Origin of the sequence: Chitinophaga filiformis (genome assembly GCF_021646545.1) — a bacterium.
Lineage (GTDB): Bacteria > Bacteroidota > Bacteroidia > Chitinophagales > Chitinophagaceae > Chitinophaga > Chitinophaga filiformis_A.
Map to the genome: position 1 here is coordinate 17417 of NZ_JAKIRP010000028.1, position 25502 is coordinate 42918.

At 47.9% G+C, this 25502-nt stretch carries 19 protein-coding genes; 8 read left to right on the top strand and 11 right to left on the bottom strand.

Annotated features, from left to right (window positions below; translation table 11 throughout):
- Window positions 1-2 precede the first annotated feature (2 nt).
- Genes L3C95_RS34705 through L3C95_RS34715 form a run of 3 tightly spaced genes read left to right on the top strand, consistent with a single transcriptional unit; the run spans window position 3 to window position 3656 of the window.
- Window positions 3-1460, top strand: coding sequence for a RagB/SusD family nutrient uptake outer membrane protein (locus tag L3C95_RS34705; protein WP_236395265.1), 1458 nt, complete (start codon window positions 3-5; stop codon window positions 1458-1460).
- A 20-nt stretch (window positions 1461-1480) separates the two neighbouring features.
- The gene (locus tag L3C95_RS34710) at window positions 1481-2329 is read left to right on the top strand and encodes a putative zinc-binding metallopeptidase (RefSeq protein ID WP_236395266.1); all 849 of its coding nucleotides are present in this window, start codon (window positions 1481-1483) and stop codon (window positions 2327-2329) included.
- A gap of 10 nt (window positions 2330-2339) precedes the next feature.
- On the top strand, window positions 2340-3656 hold the full coding sequence (locus L3C95_RS34715; RefSeq protein ID WP_236395267.1) for a DUF4302 domain-containing protein: 1317 nt from the start codon (window positions 2340-2342) through the stop codon (window positions 3654-3656).
- Between the two features lie 63 nt (window positions 3657-3719).
- Here L3C95_RS34715 and L3C95_RS34720 read toward each other — a convergent pair whose 3' ends face one another.
- The 5 genes from L3C95_RS34720 to L3C95_RS34740 all read right to left on the bottom strand — a co-directional run bounded on the left by L3C95_RS34720 (window position 3720) and on the right by L3C95_RS34740 (window position 10846).
- Window positions 3720-6746 carry an ATP-binding protein gene (locus L3C95_RS34720; protein WP_236395268.1) on the bottom strand — a complete coding sequence of 1009 codons (3027 nt, stop codon included), beginning with the start codon at window positions 6744-6746 and terminating at the stop codon, window positions 3720-3722.
- Between the two features lie 18 nt (window positions 6747-6764).
- A complete protein-coding gene (locus L3C95_RS34725) occupies window positions 6765-7157 on the bottom strand; it encodes a response regulator (RefSeq protein WP_236395269.1) in 393 nt (130 codons plus the stop codon).
- Window positions 7158-7287: 130 nt separating this feature from the next.
- Window positions 7288-7977, bottom strand: coding sequence for a translation initiation factor IF-3 (gene infC / locus L3C95_RS34730; RefSeq protein WP_262916034.1), 690 nt, complete (start codon window positions 7975-7977; stop codon window positions 7288-7290).
- Between the two features lie 207 nt (window positions 7978-8184).
- Window positions 8185-10125: a threonine--tRNA ligase gene (thrS, locus tag L3C95_RS34735; protein WP_236395271.1), complete on the bottom strand. Its 1941-nt coding sequence runs from the start codon at window positions 10123-10125 to the stop codon at window positions 8185-8187.
- A 157-nt stretch (window positions 10126-10282) separates the two neighbouring features.
- Window positions 10283-10846 (bottom strand): hypothetical protein, encoded by a 564-nt coding sequence (locus L3C95_RS34740; RefSeq protein WP_236395272.1) that lies wholly within the window; start codon window positions 10844-10846, stop codon window positions 10283-10285.
- 114 nt (window positions 10847-10960) lie between these two features.
- Here L3C95_RS34740 and L3C95_RS34745 point away from each other — a divergent pair, with 114 nt between their 5' ends.
- The 4 genes from L3C95_RS34745 to L3C95_RS34760 all read left to right on the top strand — a co-directional run bounded on the left by L3C95_RS34745 (window position 10961) and on the right by L3C95_RS34760 (window position 16558).
- A complete protein-coding gene (locus tag L3C95_RS34745) occupies window positions 10961-12988 on the top strand; it encodes an ABC-F family ATP-binding cassette domain-containing protein (RefSeq protein ID WP_236395273.1) in 2028 nt (675 codons plus the stop codon).
- Window positions 12989-13708: 720 nt separating this feature from the next.
- A complete protein-coding gene (locus tag L3C95_RS34750; RefSeq protein WP_089836354.1) occupies window positions 13709-14395 on the top strand; it encodes a response regulator transcription factor in 687 nt (228 codons plus the stop codon).
- A complete protein-coding gene (locus tag L3C95_RS34755; protein ID WP_236395274.1) occupies window positions 14392-15795 on the top strand; it encodes an ATP-binding protein in 1404 nt (467 codons plus the stop codon). Before L3C95_RS34750 ends, L3C95_RS34755 begins: the two co-directional genes overlap by 4 nt.
- Before the next feature lie 97 nt (window positions 15796-15892).
- Entirely contained in the window at window positions 15893-16558 is a 666-nt protein-coding gene (locus tag L3C95_RS34760; protein ID WP_236395275.1) for an efflux RND transporter periplasmic adaptor subunit, read from the top strand.
- 361 nt (window positions 16559-16919) lie between these two features.
- On the opposite strand, the gene L3C95_RS34765 is transcribed toward L3C95_RS34760, so the two are convergent.
- The 6 genes from L3C95_RS34765 to L3C95_RS34790 all read right to left on the bottom strand — a co-directional run bounded on the left by L3C95_RS34765 (window position 16920) and on the right by L3C95_RS34790 (window position 23610).
- Window positions 16920-17954, bottom strand: coding sequence for a rhodanese-related sulfurtransferase (locus L3C95_RS34765; protein ID WP_236395276.1), 1035 nt, complete (start codon window positions 17952-17954; stop codon window positions 16920-16922).
- Window positions 17955-18110: 156 nt separating this feature from the next.
- The gene (locus L3C95_RS34770) at window positions 18111-18323 is read right to left on the bottom strand and encodes a hypothetical protein (protein WP_236395277.1); all 213 of its coding nucleotides are present in this window, start codon (window positions 18321-18323) and stop codon (window positions 18111-18113) included.
- Window positions 18324-18735: 412 nt separating this feature from the next.
- On the bottom strand, window positions 18736-21276 hold the full coding sequence (locus L3C95_RS34775; RefSeq protein WP_236395278.1) for a DUF5686 and carboxypeptidase regulatory-like domain-containing protein: 2541 nt from the start codon (window positions 21274-21276) through the stop codon (window positions 18736-18738).
- A 140-nt stretch (window positions 21277-21416) separates the two neighbouring features.
- A complete protein-coding gene (locus tag L3C95_RS34780; RefSeq protein WP_236395279.1) occupies window positions 21417-21773 on the bottom strand; it encodes a hypothetical protein in 357 nt (118 codons plus the stop codon).
- A gap of 148 nt (window positions 21774-21921) precedes the next feature.
- The gene (locus tag L3C95_RS34785) at window positions 21922-23103 is read right to left on the bottom strand and encodes a trans-sulfuration enzyme family protein (protein ID WP_236395280.1); all 1182 of its coding nucleotides are present in this window, start codon (window positions 23101-23103) and stop codon (window positions 21922-21924) included.
- Between the two features lie 87 nt (window positions 23104-23190).
- Window positions 23191-23610, bottom strand: a complete 420-nt coding sequence (locus L3C95_RS34790) for an OsmC family protein (protein ID WP_199658972.1) — start codon at window positions 23608-23610, stop codon at window positions 23191-23193.
- 123 nt (window positions 23611-23733) lie between these two features.
- On the opposite strand from L3C95_RS34790, the gene metX reads away from it, so the two are divergent.
- A complete protein-coding gene (gene metX, locus L3C95_RS34795) occupies window positions 23734-24750 on the top strand; it encodes a homoserine O-acetyltransferase MetX (protein WP_236395281.1) in 1017 nt (338 codons plus the stop codon).
- Window positions 24751-25502: the final 752 nt, after the last annotated feature.

Consider the following 25502-nt stretch of genomic DNA (forward strand, 5'->3'; position numbering starts at 1 on the left):
AGATGAAAAAGACAACCTACTATATACTTGCTGCCGCCTTACTCCTCTCAGCCGGATGTAGAAAATACCTGGAGCAGGCACCCGACCAGCGTACCCAGCTCAATACGGTGGAAAAAGTGGCTGAGTTACTGGCTACTGCCTATCCGCAGGCAGATTATGCCACCTTTACTGAAGCAGCGTCTGATAATGCCGCCGACAAAGGTTCCGGCGGTACCGTGAGTGAGGAGATCAATACGAACCCTTTCTTTTTCCGGGATGTAACGGAAAGGACCCAGGGCTCGCCGAACTATTACTGGAATGCCTGTTATGGGGCGATCGCCGCGGCTAACCAGGCGCTCGACGCTATCAGTAAAGCAGATAATCCGGCCGATTACGACGCTCAGAAAGGCGAGGCACTGGTAGCAAGGGCCTACAACCACTTCATGCTGGTGACCCTATTCTCCAGGATCTATGATCCCACTACTGCCAGTCAGGACCCCGGCATTCCTTACGTCACCACCCCGGAAAAAGTGGTCAATGGTAAGTACGAAAGGAGGACCGTTGCTTATGTATACGAACAGATAGAAAAGGACCTTCTGGCCGGTATGCCGCTGATTGACAATACCTCCTACAAGGTGCCTAAATATCATTTTAACAGAGCCGCCGCAAATGCGTTTGCCGCCCGCTTCTACCTGTATAAAAAGGATTATCAGAAGGTGATCACTTATGCAGACAATGTATTCCCAGGCGGAAATATCAAATCAAACCTTCGCCCCTGGGTAACGGTATACAGCCAGCTGACGGGTACAGAAATGCAAGCCATTTATACAAAGGCCACCGAGACCGCCAATCTGCTGCTGGTGGAAGCACCCTCCGACTGGGCACGCTCCTACGGCTCGTACCGCTATGGGCTGAGAACAGACCTGGTATATTCCCTCTTCGTCTTCCGGAATGTAACCGGCGCCACCTGGGTACAACCGCTCTATTATTCCGGTGGCAATACGGAGAACTGGCTGATACTGAAATTCCGCGAACACTTTGTGCGCTCCAGCGCCAATGCGAATATCGGTGTTCCTTATACCATCTTCCCGCTCTTCACAGCAGAAGAAGTATTGTTTAACCGCGCAGAGGCCAATATCTACCTGGGCAACTTCACAGCAGCCAAACAGGACCTGAACGACTATGCCAGCATGCGCATTGAGAATTACAGCACTACCTACAGGATCACGGATTCCAAACTGACAAACTATTATGGCACATCGGATCTAAAGACTGCCCTGATCAATACCGTCCTGGATTTTAAACAGGCGGAATTCATCCAGGAAGGCATGCGCTGGTTTGATATACTACGTTACGGCATCACTGTCAGCCATACCAATGTGGCCGGTGAATCAGAAACACTCACCCCGACTGATCCCCGCCGCTTGTTCCAGCTTCCGCAGGAAGTGAAACTGGCAGGTATTGAACTGAATCCCCGTTAATCCGCTTAAATTAATTGACTATGAAACAAATGCATATAAAATTGTTACTGGCCTTTGTCTTCCTTAGTAGCCTCCTGGCCTGCTCTAAGGACGATAGCATTGATAGTGTAAACATTCCGGGGCTGGGCGGCGAGACCTGGGAAAAAGGCCCGATCGATTTCTGGCTGGATTCCGTCTTTACCCGTCCGTACAACATTGAAGTGAAATACCGTTTCGAACGGTATGAACTGGCGCTGGACAAAACACTGGTACCTGTGAAGGAAGAAAATGTGGAGCCGGTGATGTCTACCATCCTGAAGACCTGGGCAGCACCTTATATTGCTTCAGCCGGGGAAACCTTCTTTAAAACCTATTGCCAGAAGCAGTTTGTACTGGTAGGCAGTCCGCAGTTCAACTCCAACAATACCATCACCCTGGGTACAGCGGAAGGTGGCCGCAAGATCGTGCTGTTCTGGCTCAACGATTTTGTTATCACTGACAAGCCATTTGTGCGGGAAATGCTCCATACCATCCACCACGAGTTTGCACACATCCTGCATCAGACCATCTTATACCCTGTGGAGTATAAACGCATTTCCACCGGTTATACCGGTAGCTGGAATGACTATACGCTGGGCGAAGCGCTGGAAAGAGGGTTTATCACGCAGTATGCCCGTAGTGCGCCGGACGAAGACTTTGTAGAAATGATAGCTACTATGCTGGTAGAAGGCAAAAGAGGATATGACGCCATTGTCGCATCGGCTCCTGCTGATGCCCAGGCCAAGTTCCGGCAGAAGGAAGAGATTATCGTCCGGTATTTCAAAGAGAACTGGAACATTGAGTTCTACAGTCTCCAGACACGGGTACAGGACGCAATTGATCATTTGTAAAACAGGAAACATGCTTCATAACAGACTATATATCATCCTGCTGGCTATCCTATTTGCAGGATGTACAAAAGATAAAACGACCTCGCTTTTCGGCGAGAAACCGGAAGAGCGTATGGAGAAAGCCCTGGCGGAATACAAGGCCACGCTTACCGGCAGCACCTATGGATGGAAAACAGTCGTTTCCCCTTCAGCAGGCGGCGCTTACAGCTTCTTCTTCAGGTTTGGCACCAATGACCGGGTAACCATGTATAGTGATGTTACACCGGATGCAGCCGCCACCGGCAAAGAAAGCACCTATCGCCTGAAAGCGGTACAAAGGCCATCCCTGTTGTTTGACACCTATTCCTATCTCCACCTGTTGTCTGACCCCGACCCGAACGTTTACGGAGGCGAGACAGGATCAGGTTATGCGGTTGATTTTGAATATGCTATAGACACTGTTACTGCTGATACTATCAAGCTGACAGGTATCTCTTTCAGTACAAAGATGGTCCTCGTAAAAGCAACCCAGGCAGAAGCAGAAGCATATGCCGCTGGTAGTTATGCGAACGTGATCGCCGGTATGGAGAATTATATGTTGCAGAACCCATGGCTATATCTGCAGTTCAGTGACGGAAATCGCCTGCAGGTGAGTGTCAACACCTTCACCAAGACCTTTACCCTGATCTATATTGATGACGCCGACCAGGTGCAGCTGTTGCCCAGCCCTTACTACTACACACTGAATGGCATCTATCTGCAGCAGCCGATCACCTATGGCGGTAATACCTTCCATGAAGTGTTCTGGGACAGCGTCAAGAAGGTCTTTTATGTGACTATTGATGGTCAACGGATAGAAGTAAAAGTCGCTCCCACATCGGTAGTGCCTATGCACAGACTGTTGGGAGTAGACTTTTCTTCACTGATTGTACCTCCGCAGCAGCTACCGGGATGGTCTGCCAGCTTTACCAGCATCTATGCCGGTATTGCCACTTCATTGCTGAACGGACCTTACGGATTAACGCTGTATTATACCGAGTTCGCGTTTGATGTTAGTCAGCAGGTCATGAATGTAGACGTATATGTCATCCAGGATAATTCACTTTACCTGGCGCAGTTTCCATTCACTTACACCAAGACCAGCAGCGGGGTATTCAACTTTACGGGACAGACCTTCGGCGGCAATGCAGCTTTGATTGCCAATGACATGAAACCACTGTTGGATTATATCCGCAACGACCGCTTCACGATGGATTTCATTATAGATACACAGGGAGGGAACGGGCGACTGGGCCAACTGAAAAGTGTGGAACATCCCGATTTCTTCTTTACGGGATTCCCGCAATAACATAACTGATAAAAAGAGCGCCGCGATGATCACCGCGGCGCTCTTTTTATTGATACTATGCTTTTAATGGTCTGCCTGCAGTATGACCGTAAACGTTGCCCCCTCATTCAGGTGTCCATTGGCCTGGATCACACCATGATGGTTTTCTACGATCTTCTTACAGAGGGCAAGCCCGATACCTGTACCTGCATATACTCTTCCCTCATTCAGACGCTGGAAGATGGTAAAGATCTTCTCTGCAAATTGCTGTTCGAACCCGATACCATTATCGGTGAATTGCAGTTTGACATAAGCAATATCGTCCTGTAATCCCCGATAAAGCGGCCGTTCAGCTGCCTGCAATGCTGTACCTGTAATTGTTATAATCGGCTGTTTATCAGAGAACTTCAATGAGTTACCTATCAGATTGGTAAACAGTTGCAATAACTGCAAAGGAATGCCTTTCACTGCCGGCAGATCATTATTGCTGATAATGGCCTGTTTCTGTTCAATCAGCAGATCGAAGTCTGTTCTTACCTGCTGCAGAATATTGTTAAGATTTGTGGAGACGAACCGCACATCTGTATTGGACAAGCGGGAATAATCCAGCACATCGTTGATCAGTTGTGACATACGTGCAGCAGACGACTGGATCTTTTCAAAATAGTTGTTTACCGGTGTACCTTTCGCCAGGCCTTTCTCCAACAGTTCAGAGAAGGTCCTGATTTTACGCAGTGGTTCCTGCAGATCATGACTGGCAATGTAAGCAAACTGCTCAAGCTCTGAATTCTTACGCAGCAATTCGGCTGTACGCTCTCCCACTTTCTTTTCCAGTTCATCCGCACTATGTTGCAGGATGTCTATGGCCTGCTGGTGTAAACGGGAGATCCTGATCTGTGCACGGACCCTGGCCAGCAATTCTTTTGCAGAAAAAGGCTTGGTCAGATAATCGTCTGCCCCAATATCATACCCCTCGATTTTTGCTTCCTCACCTGCCCTCGCAGACACCAATATCACTGGTAATGAACTTGTTGCCGGTTCATGTTTGATATGATGTAAGAGCTCAATGCCATCCATCTCCGGCATCATGATATCACTGACCACCAATTCCGGAGGATAGGCAGAGATCTTCTCCAATGCTTCTCTGCCATTGGCAGCTGTATCAACGGAATACTGTTTTTCGAGCAGGCGTTGCAGATAGTTGCGCATATCAGTGTTGTCATCGACGATGAGGATATGGGCCTTTTCTTCTCCCACGGGGATGTTGCCATTCGTGCTGGTTCCACTCTCGCTACCCAGGTGGAACGCTTCGTTGACATATGCCTCACTCAGGCCTGACATATACATTTCGTAATCATCCTCCATTATCCGGTCTTCCGGCAGGTGTGCGCTTCCCAGTGGAATGAAAACGGTAAAAGTGGTGCCTGCGCCATCTTCACTTTCTACAATGATTTCACCTCCATGCAGCAGCACCAGTTCTTTTACAAGCGAAAGACCGATACCCGTCCCTTCATAGGTGCGTCCTTTGATATGTTTGACACGATGGAAGCGTTCAAACATATGCGGGATCTCCTCTGGCGGAATACCGACGCCTGTGTCTTTCACGCGCAGCATAGCGCGGTCGTCTGTCTGCTCCAGGGACACCATAATGCTACCCTGCAGTGTGTATTTAAATGCATTGGATAACAGGTTGAGAATGATCTTCTCCCACATATCTCTGTCTACGTAAGCTCCAGTCATCAGGGGGCTGCAGCTTACAACAAATTGTAGTCCTGCATGCTCTACTGCCGCCCTGAAAGTGCTTGCAATATCTTCTGTAAGTGTGGAGAGATTGACCGGAGAAAAGCGTGCCTGCACCCTGTCTGCTTCTATACGACTGAAGTCGAGTAATGTATTCACGAGGCGTAAGAGGCGTAAAGCGTTACGGTGCGTCGCCATCAGATGTGCTTCCTGTTCCATGCTGAGGGTGCCTTCCCGCTGAGCCAGTAATTCCTCGAGTGGGCCTAACATGAGTGTAAGCGGCGTCCTGAATTCGTGACTGATATTACTGAAGAAGGCTGTTTTAGCCCGGTCTATTTCCATGAGCGCTTCCGCCTTCTTACGGGCTTCTTCAACCGTACGCACGGCTACGATACCACCTGCTACCTGGTCGGCCACCAGCTGGAAAAAGCTACGGTACTTTTCATCCAGTTGCCGGTAAGGGCTTATTCCTACTATCAGCAGGGCAAAAGGACATACCTGTCCGCTCTGTATAATGGGTATCACCAACGCCTGGTCCGGACTGATGGTCCAGTTACCTGAAGGCAACTGACCATATCTCTCCTTCAATCCGTTGACAATCACCGATTTATTGGTATGAACGATCTGATCGAACTTCCAGTCGGCAGCCAGATCGGAGCCGATCTCCAGGTAAGCCGGCAGTATATTATCGCCGATGGAGCTATCAGTTTTTCCCACCATGTCAAGCGTCCCCACTTTGAGGTCTGTCCGGTAAATACAGGCAAAAGGAAAGTCGGCGGGATTTTCTTTCAGGATGGTAATAGTTCTCTCGTATACATCCTGGTCGCTGATACTGTCCGGGAGGTGTTTACCCAGGTCCTTCAGGGTCATTAGCTGTCTTTCGCCAATAATACGCAGGGTATCGTCGGTATTAGCGCAGATAATACCTCCCGGGCCGCCGGCATCGCCTGGCACTGGACTATAGGAGAATGTATAATAGGTTTCCTCAGGGTATCCGTTACGTTCCATGATCAGCAACAGGGACTCGTCGTAGGTGCCTTCATTTTCCTGCATGGCGGTTGCCGCACGGGGCCCTACCTGGTCCCATATTTCTTTCCAGACATTACTGGCAGGCATACCCAGTACCTGGGGGTGTTTTCCTCCCAGAATGCTTCTGTATGCGTCGTTGTATAGATTGATCAGATCAGGCCCCCACCAGACAAACATGGGTTGCCGCGAAGTGAGAATAATGCGTACGCAGGTTTTCAAACTTTGAGGCCAGGTGTCAACGGGGCCCAACGGTGTTTCAGACCAGTCCCTGGAGCGTATAAGTTCCCCCATCTCGCCACCGCCGGTAAGAAATTCAGGGATTACAGTCTTCGTTAGTTCCATAAATAAGCTGAATCAACATTATTCCTTTCTCAAAACTTGCTCCAATCTTTTTGTGAGTATAGAGATGCTTGGCGGCTTCACAATATAGTCTGAAGCCCCCAGGAGCTTTGTTTCAGTAATGTCCTTCTGCTCTGTGGAAGTGGAGTAAATGATAACAGGGATATTATTCAAATGTGGGATTTTCTTTATCTCTTTAAGGCATTCCCTGCCGTTCATACGCACCATATTGAGATCGAGGAAAATAAAATGTGGAGTAAATCCCCGATCCTTACGCAATTTATTAAGCGCATCCACGCCATCATTGGCTGTAATGCAGGCTATATCCTCATCTATGGCATTCAGCGCCAGAGAAAAAATTTCCTGGTCGTCATGATCATCATCAATCAGAAAGCAAATGATCTTCTCCTGCATACTGTGTCAAAACTTACCCAATATACATTAATTTCACTACTCATCTGTTTATAGATCAATAAAAAAACCCGGAACGCAGGGCTCCGGGTTCATTTGATATAATTGCACCAAGTAAATAAAGCGTAAAGGACTATGCTCCCTGCTCAGGTTTAGCTTCAGAAGGCGCTGGGGCAGGACGAGGTTCTCTCGCTTGCTGTATACGGTCTTCTTTTTGCTCTTTGGTATCCATCTTCTTTTTCGCACTCTTAGGAGCGAAAATGGCGATCATACGTTTGCCTTCCATGGTCGGCATTCCTTCGAGGGCGCCTACTTCTGCCAGCCTTTCAGCAAACTTCAGCAGGATCAACTCACCACGTTCTTTAAACATGATAGCACGGCCCTTGAACTGTACATATGTTTTTACTTTATTACCGTCTTTGAGGAATTTCTCAGCGTGTTTCGCCTTGAAGTCAAAGTCGTGATCGTCCGTATTTGGCGTAAACCGGATTTCCTTTACCTCGCTCTTATGAGCTTTGGCCTTCATCTCTTTCTCCTTCTTCTTCTTCTCGTAAAGGAATTTATTATAATCGATGATACGGCATACCGGCGGTACAGCATTTGGGGAAATTTCTACGAGATCCAGTCCCTGTTCTTCTGCCATACGCAGGGCCTCTTCCGTTCGGTATACCCCGACTTCTATATTTTCACCTACCAATCGTACTTCAGGTACACGTATCATTCTGTTCGTACGGTGTTCCTGCTGTTGTTCTCTTCTAAAATTGGGGTTTCTACCCCTGTTGTTACTGTTGTTGTTAAAACTTGGTCTGGGTCCTTGTGGCATTAAAAAAAATAAAGTTACAAATTAATAATTGTCAGTAGTCGTCCATAGTCCATGAACAAAGTCTTAATGATTTATCTTCCGTCGGGAGGATTGCATCTGCAGACGTGCATCTGTCGTCTATGGACTATAAAAGCAATTAACGTACCCGAAAATACAAAAGTTCAATTAGTTAAAAATATATTTTATGACCTTTTGTAGAGAAAAGACTTATTCGAATGGTTTCCTGCTGACTACTTCCTCTTTTACCAGCGCCATGAACTGTTCGAGGTCCATTGCACCGAGGTCGCCTTTAGCTTGTCTGCGTACCGCAACTTTGCCTTCAGCAGTTTCCTTCTCACCTAATACGAGCATATAAGGAATTTTTGCAAGTTCAGTTTCCCTGATCTTTTTCCCTATTTTCTCGTTGCGGTCGTCTATTTCTGCGCGAATTTCCGCATTTTTTAGCAATTCTGCTACTTTTTCTGCATATGCCTGGTTCTTGTCACTGATAGGCAGGATCTTCACCTGGGTAGGTGTGAGCCACAGCGGGAATTTACCGGCACAATGCTCTATCAGTACCGCGATGAAACGTTCCAGTGAGCCAAATGGCGCACGGTGGATCATTACCGGGCGGTGCTTCTGGTTGTCAGCCCCTACATACTCCAGTTCAAAACGCTCTGGCAGGTTGTAGTCCACCTGGATGGTACCCAGCTGCCATTTACGTCCCAGTGCATCTTTTACCATGAAGTCGAGCTTCGGACCATAGAAGGCAGCTTCCCCATATTCCACTACCGTTTTCAGGCCTTTTTCGGCAGCCGACTCGATAATAGCCTGTTCAGCCAGGTTCCAGTTTTCGTCAGTTCCGATGTATTTTGACCTGTCTTCCTGGTCGCGCAGGGAGATCTGGGCCGTATAATCCGTAAAATTCAGGCTGTTGAATACGTATAACACCAGGTCGATTACTTTGATGAACTCTGCCTTCACCTGGTCAGGGCGGCAGAAAAGGTGTGCATCATCCTGAGTAAAGCCTCGTACACGGGTCAGACCATGCAATTCACCATGCTGTTCGTAGCGGTATACGGTACCGAATTCCGCAAAACGCACCGGCAGGTCTTTATAGCTCTTCGGGCTGGATTTATAGATCTCACAGTGGTGCGGACAGTTCATCGGTTTCAGCATGAACTCCTCGCCTTCTTCCGGCGTATGGATAGCCTGGAAACTGTCTTTACCGTACTTCTCATAGTGACCGGAGGTAACATACAGGTTCTTGTTACCGATATGTGGTGTTACAACCGGCATATAACCGCTTTCGATCTGTGCTTTCTGCAGGAAACTTTGCAAGCGTTCACGCAGCATGGCCCCTTTTGGCAGCCACAAAGGCAAGCCAAGGCCTACCTTTTCAGAGAAGGTGAACAGCTCCAGTTCTTTACCCAGCTTACGGTGGTCACGTTTTTTTGCTTCCTCTACCAGGTGCAGGTAATCGTCCAGCTCTTTCTGGGTAGGGAAAGTGATACCGTAAATGCGGGTCAGCATCTTGTTCTTCTCATTACCACGCCAGTAAGCGCCGGCAATGTTGGTCAGCTTGATAGCCTTTATAAACCCTGTACTTGGGATGTGAGGCCCGCGACAAAGGTCTGTAAAGTTACCCTGTGTATAGAAAGTGATGGTACCATCCTGCAGGTCCCTGATCAGTTCCAGCTTGTACTCATCGTTCTTTTCAGTGAAATATTTTTCTGCTTCTGCCTTGCTTACCTCACGGCGTTCGTAAGTGCTGTTCTTTTTAGCCAGTTCAGCCATCTTATCGCCGATCTTCTGCAGATCTTCGTCGGAAATGCTGCGTCCTCCCAGGTCAATATCGTAATAGAACCCGTTTTCGATAGCGGGTCCGATACCAAATTTCACCCCGGGATACAGTGCTTCCAGCGCTTCTGCCATGAGGTGGGCGGAAGAGTGCCACATGGTAGCCTTACCATCGGTATCTGTCCACGTCAGTAACTGCAGCGTGCCATCCGTTGTAATTGGCAGGGACGCATCCGTCACCTGACCATTGAATTTTGCGGCCAAAACTTTACGTGCCAATCCCTCGCTGATGGATTTGGCAACATCCATTGCAGTTACTCCTGCTTCATACTGACGAACTGCGCCATCCGGTAATGTAATGTTGATCATACGATTTGAGCTGTTAACCTACAGCTATTTTGCTGCGTTGCTTTTATATTGATTTTAAATAGCCTATAAAATCGGCTTGCGAAGTTAAGAAAAATGACGGCATTTTTGTATATCAAATGTAATGGCCCTCACTGCATTCTTACCTCAGGTGGCTTTCTTAATAGCGCAAACTGTCTGTAACCTCCACACAGCCCAACATTCCGTTACCAAAGTAAGGATTCTGCAGCTTGCTGCTCCGGCTCATCCAGTACGCGCCCCGGTCGTTGAATGCCATCGGGCAGTATTGCCGGTAGATGGTCTTTCCCTTCAGTCCTGTCGTCTGGATAATATCGTACAACATATCAGACACCGCCTCAAAACCAGCCCTTTTCGCTTCCAGGTCCTTTTCGCCCAGCAATCCCGTCAGCTCCGCACTGATGCTGCCGGTAGCAGTACGGATCGCCCCCAGTCTGGCCGAATCCATCTGGAGCATACCCAGTGGCAGGCTGTCGACATGTTGCCGCAGAACGGCCGCCCACTTGTCAGTATAGGTAATATTGCCCTGTGAAAGGCCATCGGTCAGGTCATAATAAGCATCCATCGTTGTTTGCAGGGAATCATAGAATTGAGCAGCATAGGGAGCTTTCAGCGGACCACTATCCGCCTGCGTAGCTGCGGGTTGTTTAGCGGCTTCATTACAGGCAAAGAATGCGGTGATAACCAGAATTATAGCTGACCTCATGTTTTATTTTGCTTTTGCGTCCAAAGATAATCGAAACAGTCGATAGAACTACTCACCAGGCCTATGGACTCTCCTCTAAAAGCACTACCTTTGCACCTTCAATTTTATTTAGCAATGCTAATCGCACTACAGGATATAACTTTTGAGTTTGGCGCAAGGGCCATCGTTGAAAACGCTTCATGGCATATTGTACCGGGCGACCGTGTGGGTCTGATCGGATTGAACGGTACCGGTAAATCTACCATTTTACGCGTTATCAATGGTGAATACACTGTTTCGAAAGGAAGTGTCAACAAGATCAAAAACCTCTCTCTCGGATTCTTCAACCAGGACCTCCTCAGCTTTGAATCTGATGAATCTATCCTGAATGTGGGCATGACCGCCTTTGAGCAGGCCCTCAAACTGGAAAAAGAACTGGAGCGCATTACTAAAGAACTGGAAACCAACGAGGAAGAAGCCTTACTGATGGAGTATGCAGACAAACTTCATGAGTTTGAGGTACTTGACGGTTACAATATGCGGCATAAGACCGCCCAGGTACTGGAAGGTCTCGGCTTCTCCACTGCCGACCTGGAACGTCCTTACAGCCAGTTCTCCGGAGGCTGGCGTATGCGTGTACTCCTGGCTAAACTGATCCTGCAGCAGCCGGATGTGCTCATGCTCGATGAACCGACCAACCACCTTGACCTCCCTTCCATCGAATGGCTGGAGAAATATCTTCAGAGCTACAGCGGCGCTGTGATCATCGTATCGCACGACCGTTATTTCCTGGACAGGATGGTCAACAAAATAGTAGAACTCTATCAGCAACAGTTACACCACTACGCGGGTAACTACGAAGACTACGAAGTCGAAAAGGAACTGCGCCGTGAAATGCAGCAGAGTGCTTATGAAAATCAGCAGGACTATATCCGCCAGCAGGAACGCTTCATAGAGCGTTTTAAGGCTAAAGCCTCCAAAGCTGCCCAGGCACAGAGTATTGCCAAACGCCTCGACAAACTCGAAAGAGTGGAACAGGTAGATAGCGGTCCTTCCAAGATCCGTATCAACTTCACGCCCGACAGAATACCAGGTAAGATCATCACTACCCTGAACAATGTCACCAAACGTTTCGGTAAACTCACCATCCTCGAAGGCGCCAGCGCTGAGATCAACCGCGGCGATAAAATAGCCCTGATCGGTGCGAACGGTAAAGGTAAATCCACCCTCCTCCGTGTGATTGCAGGTACAGAACCTATGGAAGGTGAACGTATCGGCGGACATAACGTCGTGCCCAGCTTCTATGCTCAGCACCAGCTGGAAAGCCTGGACCTGAACAGCGAGATCCTGGATGAATTAAAAAACTTTGGCAGCGGCCGTACGGAAGTAGAACTCCGCGCCCTCCTGGGTTGTTTCCTCTTTACAGGAGATGATGTTTACAAGAAGATCAAGATCCTGTCCGGAGGTGAAAAAGCACGTGTCGCACTGGCAAAAACCATTATCAGCCAGGCCAACTTCCTTCTCCTGGATGAGCCGACGAACCACCTGGATATGAACTCCGTACAGATGCTGATTGACGCATTGGCACAATACGACGGTACTTACGTACTGGTATCGCACGACCGTTACTTTGTAAGTCAGACCGCCAACAAGATCTGGGAGATCGTAGACGGCAAGATCAAGGAATTCAAAGGCACCTATGCGGAATGGGAAGAGTATAAAAAGCGTCAGGCTGAAAACGCCAAACAACTCGCCTCCGCCGACAAGAACACCAACGAGTCAAAAAAAAAAGAAGTAAAGAACGAGCGGCCGAATAATAATAACGCCAACAACAACAGCGGCAATAATAACAATAAGAACAACAGTAACAATAACAGCAATAACAACAGCAACAGCCAGCCGAAGAACGCTCCCATAGACAAGGAAAAGCAGAAAGAGCTGCAGAAACACAAGCGTCAGTTCCAGCAACTGGAAGAACAACTGGCCCGTCTTAATGAAAAGAAGGCGTCCCTGGAAACTTCCATGAACGACCCTCAGACCTATTCAGATAAAAAGCGCTTCCAGCAACTGGAATCTGAATACGCCCAACTGGGTAAAGAACTGAAGCAGGTGAACGAGGATTATGAGAAAGCGTTCGAGAAACTGATGGAGCTCGAGGGTTGATATCGGGTGTCGGTGGTGTTCCATCCACATTCCGGTGTTCGTGTTCGTTGTCGTCATCGTCGTCCCGGGGTTGAAACCCCGCGCTACAAACACACGGCACCTACGGAGCCGATCGGTGCGAATGATGACGTTGGTGTTGTTCCATCCGCATTCCGGTGTTCGTGTTCGTTGGCGTCATCGCCCCGGGGTTGAAACCCCGCGCTACAAACACACAGCACCTACGGAGCCGATCGGTGCGAATGATGACGTTGGTGTTGTTCCATCCGCATTCCCAGATTCGTGTTCGTTGTCGTCGTCGCCCCGGGGTTGAAACCCCGCGCTACAAACACACGGCACCTACGGAGCCGATCGATGCGAATGATGACGTTGGTGTGGGTGCTGTTGGACGCTCAACTATCAGGTGGAGGCTTGAAGGGAGGAGGTTTCAGGTGGAGACCCAAGGGCCTTATCCCTTGGAGAGTGCCGACACGCCTGACAGGGGTTCAATAAATATCCCAAAGCCAAACACGCTTGAAAAAGCTATATAGCAAGACTCGCAAAGGGATACAGCCCGGGGTCCCACCTGAAACCGCAGCAAAACACAGCCAACCGCAACAAACACAGCAACGGGGCAAAACGCAAGCAGGCAAACCGGCGCTAGACAACAACTGCCTGAAATAGAACAACGCAATATATCGGCAGAACTCGTATCTTCAACACAGCGAACTAACTGGATAACATATGCAACGCATACTCGTAGTAGAAGACGAAATCAAAGTAGCTAATACCGTGAAAAAGGGATTAGAAGAGAACGGCTTTGAGGTCGATGTTGCCTATGACGGCAGAATGGGCAAAAGCCTCGGCGCCAGCAATAACTATGACCTGGTGATCCTGGACCTGAACCTGCCCCATGCCAACGGCTATGAAGTATGTGAAGTGATCCGCAGGAAAAATAACGCCATTCCGATCATCATGCTCACCGCCCTGGGCGGCATGGACGACAAAATGCAGGCCTTTGAGCTGGGAGCAGATGACTACCTGGTCAAACCCTTCGACTTCAGAGAACTCATGGCCCGTATCAGGGTATTCCTGAAACGGGCAGGTTCCGAAGTACAGGAAAATACACAATATAAGATCGTGATCGGCGACCTCGAAATAGACCGGGAGAAAAAAGAAGTAACCAGGGCCGGTAAAAAGATCGCCCTGACCGCTAAGGAATACCAGCTGCTGGAATTCCTCGCCCTGCACAAAGGGAAAGTGATCTCTAAACTGGTGATTGCCGAAAAGGTATGGGATATCGACTTTGATACCGGTACCAACGTGATAGAAGTATATATGAACTTCCTCAGGAAGAAGATCGACAAAGACTTTGATAATAAGCTGCTCCATACAAAAACAGGAATGGGATACTACCTTGCCGAAGAGTGAAGATCAAATATAAAATAGCGCTCTCCTATTCTATTTCAGCATTCGTATTGCTGAATACTTTTGCCATCCTGGCTTACTATTTCTCTGCACAATCCCGTAAAGCGGAATACCTGGAACGCCTGGAATACCGTGCCCGCTCTATCGCCAATGTGATCATTGAAGATGATCGTGTAAAGGTAGACCTGCTGCGGAAACTGGATAAAACCACTTTCCAGGACTTATACAAAGAAACGATCCTCGTTTACAACCCTGCTTACGACCTGCTTTACTCCAATATAAAAGATACTGCTATTCGTACCTCCCGTCACCTGCTAGACTATATCAAAAAGAACGGTGAGTATAGTCATGAGCGTGATAATGGTGAACTGGTAGGCGTATATTATACAGAAGGTAAGGTGTCTGTGATCGTACTGGTCACATCGTTCGATAAATACGGCTTCCAGAACCTGCAGAACCTCCGGCAGATCCTGCTCATTGAGATGATAGTAGCAGTCATACTGCTGGTGGTGGTCGGTTATTTCTTTGCAAGAAGAATGGTGCGCCCCATCGATAACCTGGTCACGCAGGTACAGACCATCAACGCCAACAATCTTCAGGGAACCACGGTACATGCCAAAGGAAGGGATGAAATAGCCCAGCTGGGCGCCAATTTCAATACCATGCTGAAACGCCTGAGCAATAGCTTTGACCTGCAGAAGAGTTTCGTCAGCAACGCCTCGCACGAACTGAGAACTCCGCTGGCATCTATCATCAGCCAGTTGCAGGTAGCATTGTCGAAGGAAAGAAGCAAGGAAGTATACCAGGATATCCTGGCATCGGTACTGGAAGATGCACAGCACCTGTCAGACCTGAGCAACGGACTCTTACAGCTGGCACAATCCGGGTTGGATGAACAGCAGTTTGTCTTTACAGAAGTCAGGATAGATGAACTATTGCTGGATATGGGCAACCTGATCAAACTGAAACATGCACCCGCCGCCCCCGGCACAGAAGCGTATAAAACGCCCCGGGTAGATATCCGCTTCCTTAAAGTACCTGAGCTGGATACAGAACTGATCTGCGAAGGCAATGAAAGTCTTCTGAAAGTACTCTTCCTGAACCTGCTGGATAATGCACTGAAATTCTCGTCAGACAATACCGTTTACGTCACCATTGACTTCACGCCGACCAATATACACGTACAGGTGAAAGATACAGGTATCGGCATTGCCACTGAAGATCTGGAGAAGATCTTCGAACCTTTCTACAGGGGCACCAACTCTCACCAGGTACGCGGTCATGGGCTGGGACTTTCCATCTGCAAAAGGATTGTGCTGCTGCATAAGGGACAGATCTCTGTCGAATCTGTAGAAGGACAGGGAACTACCTTTACCATTATCTTACCTCACAGGCATCAATAAGATATTCATCCCCACCACATTTTAATCTCTTTTTAATTGTCTTTAAAGCCCTCTTTAAGTAGGATTGCGGAGCTTTGCCTTAATTCTGAGATACGACATGAAATGCATTTCCTTCATCCTCCTCTTATTTGTTGCCAGCCTATGCCTGACTGCATGTAAGCACCCGGAGATAGATGGAGGAGCCCAAAAGAAGACGTTCGTGCTGAGTGATACCATGTTGAAAACGATCAGAATAGATACCGCCAGTCTGAAACCCGTGCCAAAGGAGTTACAGCTACCGGGTAAGGTAGTCCGCAATAACCGGAGTACCCGCAAAACAGATGTACTGATAGATGTTGCAAAGGCTGATCTGAAGAATGTACAAGAAGGTAATGAAGCAGAGATTATTACAGCAGGCCTTCCCGAAAAAGTGTTTTATGGAAAAGTGGAGACGGTCTATCCTGCAAAAGATTCATCAGATGGGCGCCTGGACATACTGCTGGCCACCCGGGAGGCATGGCTGAAGCCTGAGATGAAAGCGTCAGTCATCGTTCACTGCAGCGCAGGCGATGATATGGTGGCCATCCCCGAAACGGCTGTCATAGCCGACCATAGCAAGAATTTCGTACTTGTGTTTAAAGATAAATATAATATCCAGGTGAGGGAAGTACAAACGTATACTACTACCGGTGATATTATTTACATCCTCAGAGGATTGAATGTGGGAGAAAACGTCATATCTGCACATCAGCAACAGATATACGAAGCATTGAGTGACAATTAACGCTGATCAACAAGGTTTTAGTTCGCATATAGGTTGATAGAATGGACATGCTACGCGCAGCTCTTACAGGTGTTATCATTTGTTTGAACTGTTCTACATGCTCAATTACTCCGCCCCGCCGCAGAAGAAACAACGCGGGGCGGTTTTTTTTTGCGCGAAGGTTTCACCCCATGGGAATTGCAATAAATTATGATAAATGCTTTCAACAACACGACAATCGTCCGCCTAGTTGGCGCGACCGATCGATGCGAATGAATCCGTTATGCCACCCGGGGTGGAAAACCCCGGGCTACAAAGACCAAGGCTCCTAACGGAGCCTATCGAAGCGAATGATCATGTCATGTGGTTAAATGTGGTAGTCTTACTTTTCTCCCAACCTGGGCCTCAATCTTTGTTTGGATTTGTTGAAGAACATTGTTCCCTTATCTACTCCTTTGCGCAGCTCTTCCTGTTCTTCGGGAGACATTTGTACCACCGTATGGCACTCATCACTGCAGGTACCTTGATACTTAGTGGCACATTCATCGCACTGGATGAATAAGAGGTGACAACCGTCATTCTTACAGTTGGTATGGGTGTCACAGGGTTTACCGCACTGATGACATTGCGCAATCACTTCATCTGTGATACGCTCTCCCAGCCTGTCGTCAAAGACGAAGTTCTTGCCTTTGAACTTGAGAGGAAGTCCCTGGGCCTTTGCCTTGTTGGTATATTCAATGATACCGCCTTCCAGGTGGAATACATTTTTGAACCCGTTGTGCAGCATATATGCGGATGCTTTTTCACAACGGATACCACCGGTGCAGTACATCACGATGTTCTTGTCTTTCTGGTCTTTTAGCATATCAACCGCCATGGGCAGCTGTTCGCGGAAAGTGTCAGAAGGCACTTCTATAGCGTTCTCAAAATGTCCTACTTCATACTCATAGTGATTGCGCATGTCCACCACAATTGTATCAGGATCGTCAGTCAGCTCGTTGAAGCTCCTGGCGTCCAGGTACTTACCTTTTGTGGACATATCGAAAGAAGGGTCCTCGATACCGTCTGCCACGATCTTATCGCGCACTTTGATCTTCAGCACCCAAAAGGATTTACCATCATCGTCTACAGCGATGTTCAGGCGGATGCCGTTGAGAAAAGAATAAGAATAAAGCGTGTCCCTGAAAGCCTCAAAATTGTGTTCGGGAATGCTGACCTGTGCGTTGATACCTTCGTGGGCTACATAGATGCGGCCGAATACACCCAGGGCAAAAAGCCGCTGGTATAATTCGTCACGGAAAGCGTTGGGATCTTCGATCTTTGCGTACTGGTAGAAAGATGTAGTGACGCGCCGGAATGTCTCGGCTGCCAGCCGTACTTTGAGTTCGGCGGCAGATACTCTGTTGTGTAATGCCATTTTGCGTAAAGAAATTTTAAGAACACTTGCCTTGTGAGCAAAATTTCAGTTATCGCCTTACCAGCATTGAGTTTTAATAGACAGATCAGAAAAGTCTGACCAAAAGTCTGTCTAAACCTCTAAAACTGGCTCGGCGCCGCAAAGTTAAGAAAATTCTCAGAGTTCTCCCTGCCAGGTCTCCGTTTCCCTGGACCATTCGTACAGGATCGCTGTCAGATAGTAAGCGGTAGCACTGATAATCAGCACATAACCGGCAAACCCTACAGTGAGGTATTCAGGCAGACCGTTCCAGTCATTCACTTGTGCCACATAGGCCAGGGTTGCCATCAAAATACCAAGAATAAAGGCAATCATTGCAATTCTTTTCATGAGGGATAATTGAGTTAGAGAATTCACATGAAAATGTTATACGATACACAGGTAAACTGGCTTAAAATATGTTTACACTTACTACAACGTGAAACACCGGGAAATTGTTCAGTTAACTTTGAACATATCCCATCATTTATAACTATTTGATTATTATCGTATATAAAATAATAGTAAGACTTGGCATCCTTTTTGAAATTAAGGTATCGGACAAGCAAAAAACAGATTAACCCAAAAATGTGAATTTATGAGTACAGTTCTTCTCTACATCCTTTATTTTATAGTCGGTTTATGGATTTACCGCCTACTTGCTTACTTCTACGATCGGGATCCCAAAGAAAGTTATAAAGCAAGAAAGGAAAGATTTTAGGCAAGCAGGGGAAAGTCAAAACGGCTTTCCCTTTTTTTTGCACTATTCTTCCTGTTGTGGTCTTACCAGGCCGCCGAACAATCCACCGAAACCGACCCTTACACCGATCCGGGTATCGTCTTTACTCTGATATCCTGCAATTACATCAACGCGGATCACTTTCAGAATATTTTCCAGTCCCGCAAAAACTTCTACATAATTGTTATCACGATTAATATAGAAAGCATTTGACCCTGCCACCAGGTTCCATTTCAACCGGTTGAATAAAGGTATCTTATTGGTCAGCAAGCCGTTAAAGTGATGCTCTACATTTGCCGTTCCATACAGGGAGGCGGTGTTACTGTATCTGTAATAGGGCGCCAGCTGGAAGCTGTTCAGGTAATTGATATTATAAAAAGTCTGGTTGCCGTTGAAATGCTGGAAATCGGGGATGTCCACATGTTGACTATTGAGGAATCCGCCCGCCCCAAAACGGTACTGAAATTCCCCGAAAAGTTTCAGGTTAACGTTGTCCCGCATCTCAAAATTCCATTTGTCGAAATTAGCGTCGCTGCCCGCAATATCGGGAATCCCCTTACTGTACCCTACACGAAATACCGGGTATTTTGAACCGATGGCCACCTTCCGGTCCGGCAGCTCAATAAACCGTTGTCCGGGTTGGAAAGAAAACGCCAGGTTCAGTACCAGGGCCTGATTCCTGTTAAAAGGAATGGCTGCCAGCTCGTAAGGGTGATTGGGCAGGAAATGTTTGCTGCTGTCTTTCCGGAAACTGTAGTCCGTCGTATTCACCAGCGGGATCCTGTCTTCGTAAGAGACGCCCGCCGTAATAGTGGCACTGCTCTCAAACCGGCGCCTGAAACGCAGTTCCCCGAACCAGTTCTCATACAGCTTCATATAGTTTTCCTTGAACAGCAGGGTGTAAAAGATGTTTGCGGCCGGCGAAATAGGGTTGTCGCGGTTGAACTGGGAGATGCGTTTCCCTCCTCCTATCGTCCAGGTATTGTCTCCATACCGTCCTGCCAGTTTTGCCTCCTTTTGCCATGACAGGTATGTATATGCATTCAAATGGGTATTACTAAAGCCATATCTTATGCGGGGAGTGATCTTCAGTGCCTGTTTTCCCGGCAGATCAAATGTCAACCTGGGTTCAAGGTTGACGGATATGCCTTCTACGGTATTATATTCAAGCTGTGTCAGTAAGGACTTGATTTCCAGTGTATGATAGTAAATACCGGTATCCCGCTTGAAGTAGAACTTATGTTCCACTCCCCCCATACTATACAACAGTTTCAGCGGATTAACCGGTTTCTGCCTGCTGCGCAAAGTGTCCAGCCGCCAGGCAGATCGTGCACTGTCTCTCCTGTCACGTGCTATACTGTCTTTTTTGCGGAAATCTGACACTTCTTCCGGTTCCAATGGTACCGGGCGCACACTATCCCAATAGGCCAGTTGCTTCCTGTCAAAAGCGGTATCATAGCGCATGATGGTCCGGTCGAAATATTTTTTCCGGAAATTGGGTGTGAGATTGTAATTGGAATAAATGTTCACAAAGCTACCCACTACGTCGAAACCAAACTGCTTGATCGTTACATTGATGACCTGGTCTTTTGTACGCCATACGTCAGCATTTACAGGAACATGTATCTGGGTGATATGCAATGTATCCATGATCTCCAGCTGATATTCCTGTGTCACCATCATATCGACACTGTGAATGCGCCAGTCATCATTCGTGATAAAAATATAACCGGAGAACAGGGGTTCATATTTACGCCGGGGGATCACCCTGATCTTATTCACTGTTTTGCCATCATCCTGGAAGACCCCTTCCAGCCTGTATTTGTAATAGAACAATGCATTTTCGGCAATGGGTGATATGAAACCCCGTTTATTGAACTGGGAGACCATGGCGGTCACGTTGTTCTCATAGAAATCAATGAACGCCGGAAAACTAAAGCCAAAACCGCCCCCACTCTGACGGGCCGACAATACTTCTATCTTCACATCATCGGGCCTTTTGACCGCTACTTTGGTGACCGACTCCGAGAGGAACACAACGCCCTGTTTGGTGGAATCGAGTCCCATTTCATCCAGGTCATCCTTATCGATCTTCTGCCCGAGGAAACTATTGGGCATATCCCGCATCTTAAAGATACCTTTAATATAGTCGTTACAGGTATACTCCTTTACCTGGTCCAGATAGAAAGACCGTTTTTTAATCGCCTCACGGATAATGGCATAGGCAGGATCTTCTCCACCTGATTTTACAACTACTTCTTTGATCTGAAGACTGAGTGGAGCAAGCACGAAATCGATCTCCTGGTCGGCAGCTGTAACTGTTACCTGCTTTTCTTCCTTTTTATATCCCATATACTGGCAGACCAATATATGGGTCCCTGCCGGCACATCGAGATGGAACTGTCCGGCTGCATTAGTGGTAGTACCATTAGTGGTTCCCTTAATGAATACAGAAGCAAAAGGCAGCGCTTCCTTTTTTTCATTGGTCACTTTACCCCGTATGATACCTGCCTGGGTATGATATGCAATCAAAAGGAAAATAAAGGCTAGTAACGTTCTGGGCATATCGGATAATTATAGGTAATAAGTTTCCACCTCCTGTGGAGCATTCTACCGGATAAATATACTGTTTACGGGGAATACGCGGGTACGCCGCAGTGCTTTTATCTCAATTTTAACAGGTGGGTGATAAGGCTACCTGTGATTCAGGCAACCGCCTTTTTCTTATAACGAAGGTAACTGCCTGTCAGTCCGCCGAGACCAGCCACCAGGCCGCCAATGAATGCGCTGACCAGGCCGATCAGGATTGGGTTTCTTACTTTAACGATCAATTCACTCATTCTGTTGGCCAGGATATGGTCATTCTGGATGTCTTTGAAGAATGCCAATGCCAGCCATAACAGGAACACGGCGATAAAGCCGTTCAGGAAAGAGCGTAAGGGAGGTAATGGTATCAATACCGCTACCAGGAATGCCGCTACTGCCACGGTCCACCATGAAAAGAAATAACCACCCAGAAAGCTGAGCACAATAATGAGGATAAAACGAGGTACGGATTTCATATATGGGAAGATAAGAAATATTAGCGGATGATATTATCTGATACAAGGTCATATCTGCTTGGAGACCTTCTCTTCGGGTTATGCAGATCGGGTAACGAGGGAAATATATACCGGGAAGTACGAGCGATACTTCCCGGCTGCTATATCTTTATTTACTTTGTTCCAGTGCCTGCAGAATATCTTCCAGGATATCCTGCACATTTTCCAATCCAACGGAAATGCGGATCATTCCGGGTGTAATACCAACTTTCGCACGTTCAGCATCGGTCAGCTTCGCGTGTGTAGTGCTGGCAGGATGAGAAGCGATGCTTCTGCTGTCGCCCAGGTTGGCGGTGAGTGTCAGCATCTTCAGCGCATCGAGGAAGCGGGTACCGCTCTGCAGACCGCCTTTCAGTTCGAAGCATACAATACCACCGCCGCCGCTCATCTGTTTTTTGGCGATAGCATGCTGCGGATGACTTTCCAGCATGGGGTATTTCACCCAGCTGATATGCGGATTGCCTTCCAATCCCTTCGCCAGGGCCAGCGCGCTTTCTGAATGACGGGCCATACGGATGTGTAATGTTTCCAGGCTCTTGCTCAGCACCCATGCATTGAAGGGAGACATGGCAGGACCTGTGCTGCGGCAGAAGGCGTAGATCTCTTTGATCAGTTCCTTTTTGCCCACTACAACGCCTCCTAATACACGCCCCTGTCCGTCCATCCATTTGGTGGCAGAGTGGGTCACGATATGTGCGCCATCCGCGATAGGACGCTGCAATACCGGTGTGGCAAAGCAGTTGTCTACGTTGAGGATGATGTTATGTTTATTGGCGATATTGGCCAGCAGGCTCATATCTACTATTTCCAGGCCCGGATTGGAAGGTGTTTCCACGAAGATCATCTTTGTATTAGGCTTGATCAGCGCTTCAACGGTTTCGGGCTTATTGATATCGAAATAGCTGTATTCAATACCCCATTTAGGGAGGAATTTAGTGATAACGGTATGAGTAGATCCAAAGATAGAGCTGGCGGATATCAGGTGATCGCCTGCATTCATCAGCGCCATAAAACTGGCAAATACCGCACTCATACCAGAGGCAGTAGCGTATCCTGCTTCAGCACCTTCCAGGGCGCAGACTTTCTGTACAAATTCATCCACGTTCGGGTTACTGAAACGGGTGTAGATATTATTATCCGTCTCATCCGCGAAGGTGGCGCGCATTTCTTCCGCACTGTCGTACGTAAAACTGGAAGTCAGAAAAAGCGGCGTAGAGTGTTCCATCTGCCAGGTCCTTTCTGTCTGTATCCTTACGGCATTGGTCTCCGGCCGGTATTGGTTTTTCTCCATCGGTTTATGCTGCTATATTGATTGATAAGAATAATAAGCCGTTCAGGTCATGTTATACCTGTCCGGCATCTTTTATCAGGATCACGGTTACCCGTTCACTCTTGTTTCCCAGGTGAGGTCTCCGCCTGCCCTGCGCAGGGTTTCCGCAACGGAACAATATTTAGTCATAGACAGTTCCACAGCGCGGGCTGCTTTATCCGGATCAATATCGCCACTGAGATGAAATATCACGTGTACCTTTTCCCAGATGGAAGGCTCCTTGCCTTTTTCTCTTTCCCCGTCAATCTCTATACGGAAATCGGTCAGTTCCTGACGTTGTTTCTTCAGGATCATGGCCACGTCAATGGCAGAACAACCACCCAGTCCCATCAGGAGCATCTGCATAGGTCTGACACCATTGTTCTTTCCTCCGTTTTCCACGGAAGAATCCATTAAAACCTTATGTCCGTTCTGGTCAACTGCTTCCATGTTGAACGCATCATCTATTCTCTGTAGCGATATCTTCATTTGTAGCTAAATTATTTACCAAAGATACTTCTCCCGAAGGCAAATCCCAAATACCCCCTTATCTCAAGGTCATTATGCATTAAGCATTTTTTAACTTAGCTTTGCGCAAATTTTTCAGGGGCATTGACAGTACATAACTTCCATCATAAACAGCCATTTACCTTAGAATCCGGCGCCGTCCTGCCGGAATTGCATGTTGCATATCATACGTATGGTACGCTGAACAGTACAGGGAGCAATGTGGTGTGGATCTGTCATGCCCTGACGGCCAACTCTGACGTGATGGACTGGTGGAAGGGACTGATTGGGCCTGGTCAGGCGATTGATCCTGAGAAAGACTTTATTGTCTGCGCCAACATTCTGGGCTCCTGTTATGGCACCTCCGGACCGCTCTCCCACAATCCTGTTACCGGCAAGCCGTATTTCCATTCCTTCCCGAAGATAACGATACGGGATATGGTGAATGCGCATGTATTGCTCCGTCAGCACCTGGGTATACAGCAGGTAAAACTGCTGCTGGGTGGGTCTATGGGCGGTTACCAGGCCCTGGAATGGGCTTTGCTGGAACCGGCAGTGATCTCCCGTCTCGGCCTGCTGTGCACCGGCGCCTCCGAAAGCGCCTGGAGTATTGCCATTCATACGGCCCAGCGACTGGCCATCGAGGCCGACCACTCCTGGCAGGAAGACCATTATGCCGCCGGCGCCAAAGGTTTAAAAGCAGCCCGCGCGATCGGTATGCTCACCTACCGTAACTACCAGACCTTCGTACGTACACAGTCAGACCCTGACAATGAAAAGACTGATCATTTCAGGGCCTCTTCCTATATCGAATACCAGGGCGATAAACTGGTGAAGCGCTTCAATGCCCAGTCTTACTGGCTACTCTCCAAAGCGATGGACAGTCACAACATATCCCGCGGCCGCAATACCGACCTTGCAGGAGCGCTTGCCCTCATCTCCCAGCCCGCCCTGATCGTAGGCATCACGAGTGATATTCTTTGTCCGCCGGAAGAACAGCTGTTCCTCTCCCAACATATCCCGCAGGCCACCTATTATGAGATAGATTCTACCTACGGCCATGACGGGTTCCTCATTGAATTTGAAAAGATCAACGGGATATTGAAGAATTGGATGTGTTAAACCTGGGATTTCCGGTGGTGATACCAGGGCATGCTCTGGGATTGCATTCCGGGGTAAACCCGTTCATCCCGGGGTTTCATTCCGGCGTTAAACCATCATCATGGTGTTGAAACCCGTCTATCCCCGGGGTTTCATTCCGGCGTTAAACCATCATCATGGCGTTGAAACCCGTCTATCCCCGGGGTTGAAAACCCCGCGCTACAAACACTGCGGCTCCTAACGGAGCCTATCGGCGTTTTGTTTCCCCGGTTATTGCCTTTGGGGCTTGCACCGTGCTAATCATAATTGCTATTCGTCATTCCGCTTAGTGATACAGAAGCTGCCGGGCGTATGCCCCATTAACGAAATGGATATTTATCCGGACGCGCTGATAACGCGGATTTTTCTAAACAATGTTAAACTAACGCTGAGAGAGGGGTAAGAACGATTATGATTACATCACAAAGCCGTTTGTAAGATAGTGCTGCCGAAGTCGATCTGGTTTACTTTTATTTACTTGACATATAGTCAACCTAGCCTCATCCTCCCTTCATCTTCCGTTCCGGAACGGAAGATGAAGGGAGGATGAGCCTACCTTGACCGAATGTCGACGGAAGGTTAACCCCGGACTTTGGCCCCCCCGAAATGTATTAATTCAGGATTGGCTTTACATATTTGGTAAGAAGCGTAAGCTAAATTAAATTACTAATTATGAAAAAGAAAGCCATGGGCCGCCCAGCGGTGTATGAAGCGAGTTTTAAGGTAAGTATTGC